11 protein-coding genes are annotated in these 12,381 nt (G+C 66.9%); all 11 read left to right on the plus strand.

Going from position 1 to position 12,381, the window contains the following annotated elements; translation table 11 throughout:
• Positions 1-153: 153 nt before the first annotated feature.
• The 11 genes from BKK81_RS08085 (at position 154) to urtE (ending at position 12,165) form a co-directional block, all read left to right on the plus strand.
• The gene (locus BKK81_RS08085) at positions 154-633 is read left to right on the plus strand and encodes a MaoC family dehydratase (protein WP_071011934.1); all 480 of its coding nucleotides are present in this window, start codon (positions 154-156) and stop codon (positions 631-633) included.
• 292 nt (positions 634-925) lie between these two features.
• On the plus strand, positions 926-1,255 hold the full coding sequence (locus tag BKK81_RS08090; RefSeq protein ID WP_071011936.1) for a hypothetical protein: 330 nt from the start codon (positions 926-928) through the stop codon (positions 1,253-1,255).
• A 729-nt stretch (positions 1,256-1,984) separates the two neighbouring features.
• On the plus strand, positions 1,985-2,956 hold the full coding sequence (cyoA, locus tag BKK81_RS08095; protein ID WP_071011938.1) for a ubiquinol oxidase subunit II: 972 nt from the start codon (positions 1,985-1,987) through the stop codon (positions 2,954-2,956).
• 8 nt (positions 2,957-2,964) lie between these two features.
• Entirely contained in the window at positions 2,965-4,941 is a 1,977-nt protein-coding gene (gene cyoB / locus BKK81_RS08100) for a cytochrome o ubiquinol oxidase subunit I (RefSeq protein ID WP_071011940.1), read from the plus strand.
• A gap of 2 nt (positions 4,942-4,943) precedes the next feature.
• Positions 4,944-5,588 carry a cytochrome o ubiquinol oxidase subunit III gene (cyoC, locus tag BKK81_RS08105; protein ID WP_071011944.1) on the plus strand — a complete coding sequence of 215 codons (645 nt, stop codon included), beginning with the start codon at positions 4,944-4,946 and terminating at the stop codon, positions 5,586-5,588.
• Complete coding sequence (locus BKK81_RS08110) at positions 5,589-5,942, plus strand: cytochrome o ubiquinol oxidase subunit IV (protein WP_071011945.1); 354 nt, start codon at positions 5,589-5,591, stop codon at positions 5,940-5,942.
• A 421-nt stretch (positions 5,943-6,363) separates the two neighbouring features.
• Complete coding sequence (urtA, locus tag BKK81_RS08115) at positions 6,364-7,620, plus strand: urea ABC transporter substrate-binding protein (protein ID WP_071011946.1); 1,257 nt, start codon at positions 6,364-6,366, stop codon at positions 7,618-7,620.
• 135 nt (positions 7,621-7,755) lie between these two features.
• A complete protein-coding gene (gene urtB, locus BKK81_RS08120) occupies positions 7,756-9,393 on the plus strand; it encodes an urea ABC transporter permease subunit UrtB (RefSeq protein WP_071011948.1) in 1,638 nt (545 codons plus the stop codon).
• A complete protein-coding gene (gene urtC, locus BKK81_RS08125) occupies positions 9,390-10,589 on the plus strand; it encodes an urea ABC transporter permease subunit UrtC (protein ID WP_071011949.1) in 1,200 nt (399 codons plus the stop codon). Before urtB ends, urtC begins: the two co-directional genes overlap by 4 nt.
• Positions 10,590-10,597: 8 nt before the next feature.
• The gene (gene urtD, locus BKK81_RS08130; protein ID WP_156811360.1) at positions 10,598-11,470 is read left to right on the plus strand and encodes an urea ABC transporter ATP-binding protein UrtD; all 873 of its coding nucleotides are present in this window, start codon (positions 10,598-10,600) and stop codon (positions 11,468-11,470) included.
• Between the two features lie 2 nt (positions 11,471-11,472).
• Complete coding sequence (gene urtE / locus BKK81_RS08135; protein WP_071016226.1) at positions 11,473-12,165, plus strand: urea ABC transporter ATP-binding subunit UrtE; 693 nt, start codon at positions 11,473-11,475, stop codon at positions 12,163-12,165.
• Positions 12,166-12,381 lie beyond the last annotated feature (216 nt).

The following is a 12,381-nucleotide window of genomic DNA, read 5'->3' on the forward strand; positions in this document are numbered from 1 at the left end:
GCTGGCATGACGCCGCCGCAGCCCGGCCCTGGACCTGTCGGCCGGGCGCGGTTCACGACCCGGCCCGAGCTGGACGAATTGCCAGCAAAGCAAGACTAAGCACAGCCAACCGAAGCCAACCAAAGCCAACTCAAGACGATAGAAGGAGACAGGATGCGCACCATTGCCTCGCTCGAGGAGCTCGAGAGCCTGCAAGGCCAGGAAGTCGCCGTCAGCAACTGGATGGAGATCACCCAGCAGCAGGTCAACCTCTTCGCCGAAGCCACCGGCGACCACCAGTGGATCCACGTCGACGTGGAACGGGCCAGGCGCGAGTCGCCGTTCGGCGCCCCCGTCGCTCACGGTTTCCTCACCTTGTCGCTGCTGCCCGCCATGATGCAGAGCGCGCTCGACATGCCCGGCGTCAAGATGGGGGTCAACTACGGCCTGAACCGCGTACGCTTCACCTCGCCGGTGCCGGTGGGCAGCCGCCTGCGCGCACGCATCAAGCTGCTCAAGGTGGAGCGCCTGGATCCGCTGCCGAATGCGCCGGGCCTTGTCGGTGCCCAGTCGACCTGGGAAGTGACCATGGAACGTGAAGGCAGCGACCGTCCGGTCTGTGTGGCCGAATCGATCAGCCGCCGCTACTCCTGACGCCGGGCCGCTGTGACGCCGGCAGAGGGCGTACGCGCCACCCTGTCGCTATCCTGCTGGCATCCTGCGTAGATTCCACTTGAAGGGCCGCCATGTGCGGCCTTTTTTCCTGTCGGCCGCGCCATCTTCCGGCGTACCCGGCTGTGCCGGGCGCCTTCCGCATTACAAACGGATACAACTGTAGCGATTCCACAAAGCCTGGCAGGCTTGCGCGGCCCTAGAGTGCAGGCGTGGAGCAGCCGGGCATGGAACCTGGCGCCCCGTTACACGGACAAAGATCGGACGGATAGATATGAAATACATCGGCTTGATTTGCATGGCGGCGGCGGGGCTGCTGGCCAGTGCAGGCGCGCAGGCGCACGTTGACGTGGGGATCGGCATCGGTATTCCGGCGCCGGTCGTGGTCGCGCCGCCGGTGTATGTCGCGCCTGCCCCGGTCTATGCACCGCCGCCGCCGGTCTACGCGGCTCCGGCCTACGCGCCTCCCGTCGTGGTGGCACCGGGCCCCGGCTACTGGGGGCCGGGATGGCGCGAGCGGCACTGGCGTGAGCGGGAATGGCGCGAGCACGAGTGGCGTGACCACGAGTGGCGCGAGCATGAGCGCCGCGAACACTGGCGCTAGCCGGACCTGCGGGGCGGGCGGGCAGCGGAGACAGGACTCCCGCCGGCAGCCTGTTGCACAGCAGCGCGGAGGTCGGGAACTCCGCGCTTTTTCGTTGTGCCACTACGACAAATCGCGCAGAAAGACCCTGTCGCACATGGGGCGACATATTGTCGCACCCCGGCGCACCACGTAGTCTTCCGGATTGCCTTCGGCGTACCCGGATCTAGTGGGAAGGCTTCCTCCACCATCTCCCCGTCACACCCGGCGGGCGCAGGCATGGCAAGGGCTGGCCGGTCCGGCCGCCTGCCGGCCGGCGGTGGCGCCGGCCACTCTCCCTGGCACCGTCAAGGTGCGCATCCCCGACCTGCCTTCGTCATTGTCCGATTTTCCGGACAGTGTGTCCGGTACCTGTGGTTTACCCTGCATGTTGCGTTGCGATAAATTCGCGCCACGATGTTTGCCGCCTCGCCCCCTTCGCCTGCAGATAGCGCTCGCCTATTGAGCCGGCGGGGCAGGCACCGCCATGCGAATACCCCCCAATGCGGACCGCCTGGCCGGTTCGGCGCAGTCGCCCACAAGGTGATGCCCGGATCGGCCTGAAGCAACGGTCGGCCGCATGCTCCCGGGCCAACGCCCCGGGCTCCGCGCTCCGGTTTCCTTTCCCCAGTCCTTCCCCGCCTCGCGCTCCCGCGCCAGGCAGTGAAGCCGCGTCGTGCCTAGCCGCGGCGAACTCAACCCAGTCGTGACATGAAGAAATATAAACCTCCGCGTTGGACGCGGTTCCTGCCCAGCTTGGGCTTGCTGCTGCTTGGCGGCTGCAACATGGGTGTGCTCGATCCGAAGGGCGCGATCGGCATCGAGGAGCGCTCCATCATCATCACGGCCACCTGGCTGATGCTGCTGGTGGTCGTGCCCGTCATCATCATGACGCTGGCATTCGCCTGGAAATACCGCGAGAGCAATAAGGCGGCGCGCTACGAGCCCGACTGGTCGCACTCCACCGCCATCGAGGTGGTGGTGTGGCTGATCCCCTGCCTGATCATCATGGTGCTGGGCTACATCACCTGGAAGTCTTCGCACGACCTGGACCCGTACAAGCCCATCGAATCCGAAGTCAAGCCGATCACCATCGAGGCCGTCGCACTGGATTGGAAGTGGTTGTTCATCTACCCGGACCAGCACGTCGCCACCATCAACGAGATCGCCTTCCCGGTCAACACGCCGGTGAACTTCAAGATCACCTCGGATTCGGTGATGAACTCGTTCTTCATCCCGCAACTGGGCAGCATGATCTATGCGATGGCTGGGATGGAAACCAAGCTGCACCTGATCGCCAACCATGCCGGCGTGTACGACGGCATGTCGTCGAACTACAGCGGCGGCGGCTTCTCGGGCATGAAGTTCAAGGCCAAGGCGATGTCGGGCTTCGAGTTCGAGCAGTGGCTCAAGCAGGTCAAGGCGTCCCCGCGCGAACTGACCCTGGCCGATTACGAAAAGCTGGCCCAGCCCAGCGAGAAGGAGCCGGTGACCCTGTTCGCCAAGGTTGACCCGAACCTGTTCCACGGCGTCCTGCACAAGTACATGGATGGCACCGGTGGCGCCATCGCCGGCGGCGGCACCTCCTACGGTCCCGTCTGCACCTCGCGCAACACGATCGGCACCGGCCAGCAGGTGTCCATGGCCGTGCCCGCCGTCGCGGCGCCGGGCTCGAATTCCTAGGAGCAAGAATGTTTGGCAAATTGACACTGGAGGCCATTCCGTACCACGAGCCCATCATCATGGGCGCGCTGGGCGGGGCAGGCCTGGCAGGGCTGGCGGTATTCGCCCTGATCACTTACTTCGGCAAGTGGAAGCCGCTGTGGAATGACTGGATCACTTCGGTCGACCACAAGAAGATCGGCATCATGTACTCGCTGGTCGCGCTGATCATGCTGCTGCGCGGCTTCGCCGACGCCATCATGATGCGTACCCAGCTCGCGCTGGCCACCAACGGCAACCCGGGCATCCTGCCGCCCGAGCACTACGACCAGATCTTCACCGCCCACGGCGTGATCATGATCTTCTTCGTGGCGATGCCGCTGATGACCGGCCTGATGAACCTGGTCGTGCCGCTGCAGATCGGCGCGCGCGACGTGGCCTTCCCGTTCCTGAACACGCTGAGCTTCTGGCTGTTCGTGGCCGGTGCCATGCTGGTCAACGTCTCGCTGGGCGTCGGCGAATTCGCCCGCACCGGCTGGCTGGCCTACCCGCCGCTGTCCGAGCTGGCCTACAGCCCGGGCGTGGGGGTCGACTACTACTTGTGGGCCCTGCAGATCTCAGGCCTCGGTACCTTGCTGACCGGCGTCAACTTCCTGGTGACCATCCTCAAGATGCGCGCGCCGGGCATGACCCTGATGCGCATGCCGGTCTTCACCTGGACCGCGCTGTGCACCAACGTGCTGATCCTGGCCTCGTTCCCCGTGCTGACCGTGACCCTGGCGCTGCTGGGCCTGGACCGCTACCTGGGCATGCACTTCTTCACGAACGAGATGGGCGGCAACGCCATGATGTACGTGAACATGATCTGGATCTGGGGCCACCCTGAGGTCTACATCCTGATCCTGCCTGCCTTCGGCATCTTCTCGGAAATCATCTCGACCTTCTCGGGCAAGAAGCTGTTCGGCTACAAGGGCATGGTCTACGCTACCTGCTGCATCATGGTGCTGTCGTTCCTGGTCTGGCTGCACCACTTCTTCACGATGGGCTCCGGCGCCAACGTCAATGCCTTCTTCGGCATCACGACCATGATCATCTCCATCCCGACCGGGGTGAAGATCTTCAACTGGCTGTTCACCATGTACCGCGGCCGCGTGCGCATGACCACCCCGGTCATGTGGACCCTGGGCTTCATGGTCACCTTCGTGATCGGCGGCATGACCGGCGTGCTGATGGCGGTGCCGGCGGCTGACTTCGTGCTGCACAACAGCCTGTTCCTGATCGCCCACTTCCACAACGTGATCATCGGCGGCGTGCTTTTCGGCTACCTGGCCGGCGTGACCTACTGGTTCCCGAAGGCCTTCGGCTTCAAGCTCGACGAGCGCCTCGGCAAGTGCGCCTTCTGGTGCTGGCTGGTGGGCTTCTACTTCGCCTTCATGCCGCTGTACGCACTGGGCCTGATGGGCATGACCCGCCGCCTGAACCACACCGACAACCCGGAATGGACCCCGTTCCTGCACGTGGCCGTGATCGGCGCGGTGCTGATCGGCCTGGGCATCGTGTTCCAGGTGCTGCAGATCATCGTGTCGATCCGCAACCGCAAGGCGCTGGCCGACGTGACCGGCGATCCGTGGAACGGCCGCACCCTGGAGTGGGCCACCTCGTCGCCGCCCCCGTTCTATAACTTCGCGCACACTCCGGTGGTGCAGGACCTCGACGCCCTCGCCGACATGAAGGCCCGTGGCGACGTGCCGAAGAAGGAAGCGCACTACGACCAGATCCACATGCCCAAGAACACCGGCGCAGGCTTCTTCATCGGTGCCTTCAGCCTGGTGTTCGGCTTCGCCCTGACCTGGCACATCTGGTGGCTGGCCATCGTCGGCCTGGTCGGCATGATCGTCTCCTTCATCGTCCGCAGCAACGACGACCACATCGACTACTACGTGCCCGCGAAGGAAGTCGAAGCCGTCGAAGCGCGCCATTTTGACCGTCTCGCGTCGCAGGCCTGAACATGTCGACCCAAGTCCTAGACCGTTATCCCGCGCACGCCGCCCCCGCGGCGCATGACCACGCGCACGACCACGACCACGCCCACCACGACACCGCCGGTAACACGGTGTTCGGGTTCTGGGTGTACCTGATGACCGACTGCATCATCTTCGCCGGACTGTTCGCCGCTTTCGCGGTGCTGCGCGGCGAAGTGGCGGGCGGCCCCTCGGGCAAGGAACTGTTCGAACTGAACTACGTCCTGGTCGAGACCTTCCTGCTGCTGTTCTCGAGCCTGACCTCGGGCATGGCGATGGTGGCCCTGCACAACGGCCAGAAGGCCCGCCTGCAGTTCTGGCTGGCCATCACCTTCCTGCTGGGCGCGGCCTTCATCGGCATGGAAATCAACGAGTTCCATCACCTGATCGCCGAGGGTGCCAGCCCGCAGCGCAGCGCCTTCCTGTCGTCCTTCTTCACGCTGGTCGGCACCCACGGCCTGCACGTGGCCAGCGGCCTGCTGTGGATGGCCGTGCTGATGTGCCAGATCGCCAAGAAGGGCCTGACGCCCACCATGAACAAGCGCCTGGCGTGCTTCGCGCTGTTCTGGCACTTTCTGGACATCGTCTGGATCGGCGTGTTCACCGTGGTGTACCTGATGGGAGCGATGTAAATGGAACACAGCAACGTCTCCGCCGGCCACGGCAGCCATGCCGCTGGCGGTGCCAGCCACGGCAGCGTCAAGTCCTATGTGATCGGCTTCGTGCTGGCGGTCATCCTGACCGTGATCCCGTTCAAGATGGTGATGGACGGCTCGGCCGCCCCGTCGACCATCCTGGTGGTGATCCTGGCGCTGGCCGTGGTGCAGATCCTCGTCCACATGGTCTACTTCCTCCACCTCGACCGCTCTTCGGAGCAGCGCTGGAACGTGATCGTGCTGGCCTTCACCGCGCTGATCCTGCTGATCGTGGTGGCAGGCTCGCTGTGGATCATGCACAACATGAACGTCAACATGATGGCGCATTGAACGCCGCGTGCCGCCCGGCGGCACGCGATGTTCCGATGTTCCGACCAACGGGCCCTGCGGGGCCCGTTTTTCTTGGTTGCCGCGCCGGCCGCGTTGCCCCTGGCGCGCCGCCTTGGCGCATGGCCGCCGCACCTACGCCCGATCGTGGTTCACGCCGCACGCGCGGCGCCCGCGCTGCGCCCTTGGCGCCGGCATGCCTGGCGCTTCACCCGTGCGCGCCATGCACCACTCTGCCTCATGCACGCCGATGGTGCGCAGCGTCGCTGCACGCCGTTGGTGCGCCGCCCTGACGGGCGCCCGTTCCACGCCCCGCCGCCGCGCCGGCCGGGCCACCGCACGCGGCGATGGCCTTGGCACGCTAGTTGCAGAACCTGCACCCGGAGTTCGCTGTTCCACAACACACGACAATCTGGGAGCTGCAATGAAACGACGCAATATGCTGAAGCTGACCGCGGTGGCCGCGGCGGCGATGATCGGGTCCAGCACGCTGGCACTGGCGCAGAGCAAGGAGCCGATCAAGGTCGGCATCCTGCACTCGCTGTCCGGCACGATGGCGATCTCCGAGACCTCGCTGAAGGACGTCGCGCTGATGACCATCGATGAGATCAACAAGAGCGGTGGCGTGCTGGGCCGCAAGCTCGAACCGGTGGTGGTGGACCCGGCCTCGAACTGGCCGCTGTTCGCCGAGAAGGCGCGCCAGCTGATCAGCAAGGACAAGGTGGCGGTCACCTTCGGCTGCTGGACTTCGGTGTCGCGCAAGTCGGTGCTGCCGGTCTACGAGGAACTGAACTCGCTGCTGTTCTACCCGGTGCAGTATGAAGGCGAAGAGATGTCGAAGAACGTCTTCTACACCGGCGCGGCGCCCAACCAGCAGGCCATCCCGGCCGTCGAATACCTGATGAGCAAGGAGGGTGGTGGCGCCAAGCGCTTCTTCCTGCTCGGCACCGACTACGTCTATCCGCGCACCACCAACAAGATCCTGCGCGCCTTCCTGAAGAGCAAGGGCGTGGCCGACTCGGACATCGAGGAGGTCTACACGCCGTTCGGCCACAGCGACTACCAGACCATCGTCGCCAACATCAAGAAGTTCTCGCAGGGCGGCAAGACCGCGGTGATCTCGACCATCAACGGCGACTCCAACGTGCCCTTCTACAAGGAACTGGGCAACGCCGGCCTGAAGGCCAAGGACGTGCCGGTGGTCGCCTTCTCGGTCGGCGAAGAAGAGCTGCGCGGCATCGACACCAAGCCGCTGGTGGGCCACCTGGCCGCGTGGAACTACTTCATGTCGGTCAAGAACCCGACCAACGATGCCTTCCGCAAGGAATGGGCGGCCTGGGTCAAGGCCAACAACCTGCCCGGCGGCGACAAGCGCGTGACCAATGACCCGATGGAAGCGACCTACGTCGGCATCCATATGTGGGCCCAGGCCGTCAAGAAGGCCGGCAGCACCGATCCGGACAAGGTGCGTGCGGCCATGTACGGCCAGACCTTCAAGGCGCCGGACGGCTTCACGCTGACCATGGGCGACAACCACCACCTGTACAAGCCGGTGATGATCGGCGAGGTGCGCGGCGACGGCCAGTTCAGCGTGGTGTGGAAGACGCCGAAGCCCATCCGCGCCCAGCCCTGGAGCCCGTTCATCTCGGGCAACGAAGGCAAGCCCGACAAGGTGATGTAAGCGGGGGAGGAGGGCGGCGCCACGCGCCGGCCCCTCCGATCGTACCGCCATGTCCGCGCATGGCGGCCTGGCCGCCACCGGACACCCCCGGAGGAGGCCGGCCGTCCTGCCATCCGTCGCCGACCACAGACCATCATGCTCCGAACCGCATTCCAGTCCGCCGCCTCCCGCCTGCGCGCCGCGCTGGCCGCCGCGCTGCTGCTCGCGGTGCCGCTGCTGCACGCCGCGCCGCTGACGCAGGACGACCTCAAGCCGCTGGCAGGGGACGATTTCGACGCCAAGAGCGCCGCCATCGCCGCGCTCGCCAAGGCGCCGGCCGCGCAGGCCGGCCCCATCCTCAAGGCGCTGCAGGACGATTCGCTGCAATACGCCCCCGGCACCGGCATGGTGATCCAGGACGGCGACAAGATCCTCGACGCCGTCAGCGGCAAGCCGGTCGCGGTCAAGGCCGACGAGCTGGAGGCGCCGACCTTGAACAACAGCCTGCGCTCCCAGGTGGACAGCGCGGCCAGCAGCCTGCTGCTGCAGTCGCCCGACATCGCGGTGCGCACGCAGGCCATCAATACCCTGCTCGACCAGCCCGACAGCGCGTCGCGCGAGACGGTCGAGGCGGCCCGCAAGGCGGAGGCCGACCCCGCGCTGCGCGCCAAGCTGGACGTGATCTGGGCCGGCGCGGCGCTGTCCGACCCGGACCGCAACGCGCGCCTGGAGGCGATCCGCATCCTCGGGCGCGACGATAATCCGCAGAACCGCCTCAAGCTCAAGCCCTTCGTCGAGCGCGATGCGGCGGGCCGCTACCGCGAGCCCGATGCCGAGCTGCGCGTGGCCGCCCAGCAGGTGCTCGACGGCTTGCGCACCGAGCAGCGCCGCGCCGAGCTGATCGGCAACCTGTTCGCCGGCCTGAGCCTGGGCAGCGTGCTGCTGCTGGCGGCGCTCGGCCTGGCCATCACCTACGGCCTGATCGGCGTCATCAACATGGCGCACGGTGAATTCCTGATGATCGGCGCCTATGCGACCTACGCGGTGCAGAGCGTGTTCCGCGCGCATTTCCCCGGCGCCTTCGAGTGGTACCTGCTGGCGGCGCTGCCGGCTGCCTTCCTGGCCTCGGCGCTGGTCGGCTTCGTGCTGGAGCGCCTGGTGCTGCGCCATCTGTACGGCCGCCCGCTCGAGACCTTGCTGGCGACCTTCGGCGTCAGCCTGCTGCTGATGCAGGCCGTGCGCACGGTGTTCGGCGCGCAGAACGTGGAGGTGGCCAATCCGGCATGGATGAGCGGCGGCTTCGCGCTGCTGCCGGCCCTGGTGATTCCCTACAACCGCGTCGTCATCATCGTGTTCGCGCTGGCGGTGGTGGCGGTGGCCTGGGGCGTGCTCAACCGCACCCGCCTCGGCCTGTTCGTGCGCGCCACCACGCAGAACCGCACCATGGCGGCCTGCGTGGGCGTGCGCACCTGGAAGGTCGACAGCTACGCCTTCGCCTTCGGCGCCGGCATCGCCGGCCTGGGCGGTTGTGCGCTGTCGCAGATCGGCAATGTGGGTCCGGACCTCGGCCAGGCCTACATCATCGATTCCTTCATGGTGGTCGTGCTGGGCGGCGTGGGCCAGCTCGCCGGCACCATCGTCGGGGCCTTCGGCCTGGGCCTCGTCAACAAGTTCATCGAGCCGTTCTACGGCGCGGTGCTGGCCAAGATCTTCGTCCTGGTGCTGATCGTGCTCTTCATCCAGAAGCGCCCGCAAGGACTGTTCGCGCTCAAGGGGCGCAGCGCGGAGGCATGATGCAGGGTTCCTTCTCTCGATCCTCGAACGGTTTGCGCCTGGACGTGCCCGAGCGCCAGCCGCTGTTCCCCGCGCGCGGCTGGCTGGCGCTGGCGGTGCTCGCCGCCATCGCCTGCATCGGCGTGCCGCTGTGCGCGCTGGTGCTGCCGCCCGGCCATCCGCTGCACCTGTCGGCTTACGCGCTGACGCTGATCGGCAAGATCATGTGCTACGCGCTGGCGGCCATCGCGCTCGACCTGGTGTGGGGCTACTGCGGCATCCTCAGCCTGGGCCATGGCCTGTTCTTCGCCCTCGGCGGCTATGCCATGGGCATGTACCTGATGCGGGCCATCGGGCGCGAGGGCGTCTACAAGAGCGAGCTGCCGGACTTCATGGTGTTCCTGGACTGGAAGGAACTGCCCTGGTTCTGGCACGGCAGCGAGCACCTGTGGGTGGCGCTGGCCCTGGTGGTGCTGGTGCCCGGCGTGCTGGCCTGGCTGTTCGGCTTCTTCGCCTTCCGCTCGCGCATCAAGGGCGTCTACCTGTCCATCATCACACAGGCGATGACCTATGCGGCCATGCTGCTGTTCTTCCGCAACGAGACCGGCTTCGGCGGCAACAACGGCTTCACCGACTTCAAGCGCATCGCCGGCTTCGCCGTGGCCGCGCCGCAGACCCGCACCGCGCTGTTCGTGCTGAGCTTCGCCGCGCTGCTGGCCGGCTTCATCGCCTGCCGCGCCATCGTCGCCTCCAAGCTGGGCCGCGTGGTGACGGCGGTGCGCGATGCCGAGACGCGCGTGATGTTCTCCGGCTACAACCCGCTCGGCTACAAGCTGTTCGTATGGACCTTCTCGGCGGTGCTGTGCGGTATCGCGGGCGCGCTCTACGTGCCGCAGGTGGGCATCATCAACCCGGGCGAGATGTCGCCGGCCAACTCGATCGAGATGGCGGTGTGGGTGGCCGTGGGCGGGCGCGGCACGCTGGTCGGCCCGGTCGTCGGCGCCTTCCTCGTCAACGGGGCCAAGACCCTGTTCACGGCCTATTTCGCCGAGTACTGGCTGTTCCTGCTGGGGGCGATGTTCGTGCTGGTCACGCTCTACCTGCCGGACGGCGTGGTCGGCCTGTTCAAGCGGCTGCGCGCCGCGCGCCGGCCGCAGGTACCGGCGGTGGCGGCCGCGCCGGCGGCCGGCGCGAGCCATAGCGGAGGTGAGGCATGAGTGCGGCGATGGGTATCAGCAAGAGCGTCGAGGCCGGCGCGCAGGGCGATGCCGGGCTGGCCGAGAGCGGCGACGCCACCGGCCTGGGCCGGGTGCTGGAGCCGGGCGTCATCGACGTCTCGCACGGCCCCATCCTCTACCTGGAGGACGTGACCGTGCAGTTCGATGGCTTCCGCGCGCTCAACAAGCTGACGCTGTCGATCGACCACGGCGAGCTGCGCTGCGTGATCGGCCCCAACGGCGCCGGCAAGACCACCATGATGGACGTGATCACCGGCAAGACCGGACCGCGTAACGCCAGCGTCAACGGCCGCGTGTTCCTGGGCCAGACCATCGACCTGATGCGCATGACGGAGCCGCAGATCGCCCAGGCCGGCATCGGCCGCAAGTTCCAGAAGCCCACCGTGTTCGAGCAGCACGCGGTGTGGGAGAACCTGGAGCTGGCGATGAAGGCGGACAAGCGCTGGTGGGCCACGCTGCGCGCGCGCCTGGACGGCAGCGGGCGCGGCCGCATCGAGCAGACGCTGGCGCTGACCGGTCTGGAAGACGAGGCCTACCGGCCCGCCGGGCTGCTGTCGCACGGACAGAAGCAGCGCCTCGAGATCGGCATGCTGCTGATGCAGCAGCCGCAGCTGTTGCTGCTGGACGAGCCGGTGGCCGGCATGACCGACGAGGAAACCATGCAGCTCGCCGCGCTGCTCAACGGCCTGCGCGGCACCTGCTCGATGATGGTGGTGGAGCATGACATGGAGTTCGTCGCCGCGCTGGCCGGCGAGGCCGGCAAGGTGACGGTGCTGGCCGAGGGCAGCGTGCTGGCCGAAGGCACGCTGGACGCCGTCAAGCGCGACGAGCGCGTGATCGAATCTTATCTGGGACGATGAAGATGCTGCAGGTCAATGCACTGAACCAGTTCTACGGCGGCAGCCACATCCTGCGCGACGTCAGCTTCGAGGTGCCGCACGGCCGCCTGACCACGCTGCTCGGGCGCAACGGCGTAGGCAAGAGCACGCTGCTCAAATGCCTGATGGGCGTGGTGCCCACGCGCAGCGGCAGCATCCAGTGGGATGGCCGCGCGCTGGAAAAGAAGCCGCCCTACGAACGCGTGTCCGCAGGCCTGGCCTATGTGCCGCAGGGGCGCGAGATCTTCCCGCGCCTGACGGTGGAAGAGAACCTGCTGATCGGCGCGGCCAGCCGTGCCCGACCGGCCGGCGTGCCGGAACGCATCTACGAGCTGTTCCCGGTGCTGCGCACCATGCGCCAGCGGCGCGGCGGCGACCTGTCGGGCGGACAGCAGCAGCAACTGGCGATCGGACGCGCGCTGATGAGCGAGCCCGGCCTGCTGATCCTGGACGAGCCGACCGAAGGCATCCAGCCCTCCATCATCCAGGACATCGGGCGCGCGCTGCGGCTGCTGGTCGACGAATTCGGCATGACGGTGCTGCTGGTGGAGCAGTACTACGAGTTCGCCCGCCACCTGGCCGACCACTACGTGGTGATGAGCCGCGGCGAAGTGGTGGCCAAGGGGGCGGGCGCGGACATGGAGCGCGATGGTGTGCGCGAGTTGATCGCGGTGTGAGCGCCGATCGGGTCGCTTGGGCCGCTTGGGCCGCTTGCGCCGATTGCGCCGATTGCGCCGATTGCGCCGATTGCGCCGATTGCGCCGATTGCGCCGATTGCGCCGATCAAGCCGTGCGAGTGCGGCAGCGGCGGCGCGCCGGCGACGGGGCTTCCGGGCCCCGCGGTGGCGCGCTATGATGCCCGCAGCACAGGCGGTCTGGCGGCGCGGTGCCAA

Origin of the sequence: Cupriavidus sp. USMAHM13 (assembly GCF_001854285.1) — a bacterium.
Lineage (GTDB): Bacteria > Pseudomonadota > Gammaproteobacteria > Burkholderiales > Burkholderiaceae > Cupriavidus > Cupriavidus malaysiensis.

Coding starts and splice junctions, on each gene's coding strand:
- BKK81_RS08090 (WP_071011936.1), top strand. CDS start 926: ATGAAATACATCGGCTTGATTTGCATGGCGGCGGCGGGGCTGCTGGCC.
- urtB (WP_071011948.1), top strand. CDS start 7,756: ATGCTCCGAACCGCATTCCAGTCCGCCGCCTCCCGCCTGCGCGCCGCG.
- cyoB (WP_071011940.1), top strand. CDS start 2,965: ATGTTTGGCAAATTGACACTGGAGGCCATTCCGTACCACGAGCCCATC.
- urtC (WP_071011949.1), top strand. CDS start 9,390: ATGATGCAGGGTTCCTTCTCTCGATCCTCGAACGGTTTGCGCCTGGAC.
- urtE (WP_071016226.1), top strand. CDS start 11,473: ATGCTGCAGGTCAATGCACTGAACCAGTTCTACGGCGGCAGCCACATC.
- BKK81_RS08110 (WP_071011945.1), top strand. CDS start 5,589: ATGGAACACAGCAACGTCTCCGCCGGCCACGGCAGCCATGCCGCTGGC.
- cyoA (WP_071011938.1), top strand. CDS start 1,985: ATGAAGAAATATAAACCTCCGCGTTGGACGCGGTTCCTGCCCAGCTTG.
- BKK81_RS08085 (WP_071011934.1), top strand. CDS start 154: ATGCGCACCATTGCCTCGCTCGAGGAGCTCGAGAGCCTGCAAGGCCAG.
- urtD (WP_156811360.1), top strand. CDS start 10,598: ATGGGTATCAGCAAGAGCGTCGAGGCCGGCGCGCAGGGCGATGCCGGG.
- urtA (WP_071011946.1), top strand. CDS start 6,364: ATGAAACGACGCAATATGCTGAAGCTGACCGCGGTGGCCGCGGCGGCG.
- cyoC (WP_071011944.1), top strand. CDS start 4,944: ATGTCGACCCAAGTCCTAGACCGTTATCCCGCGCACGCCGCCCCCGCG.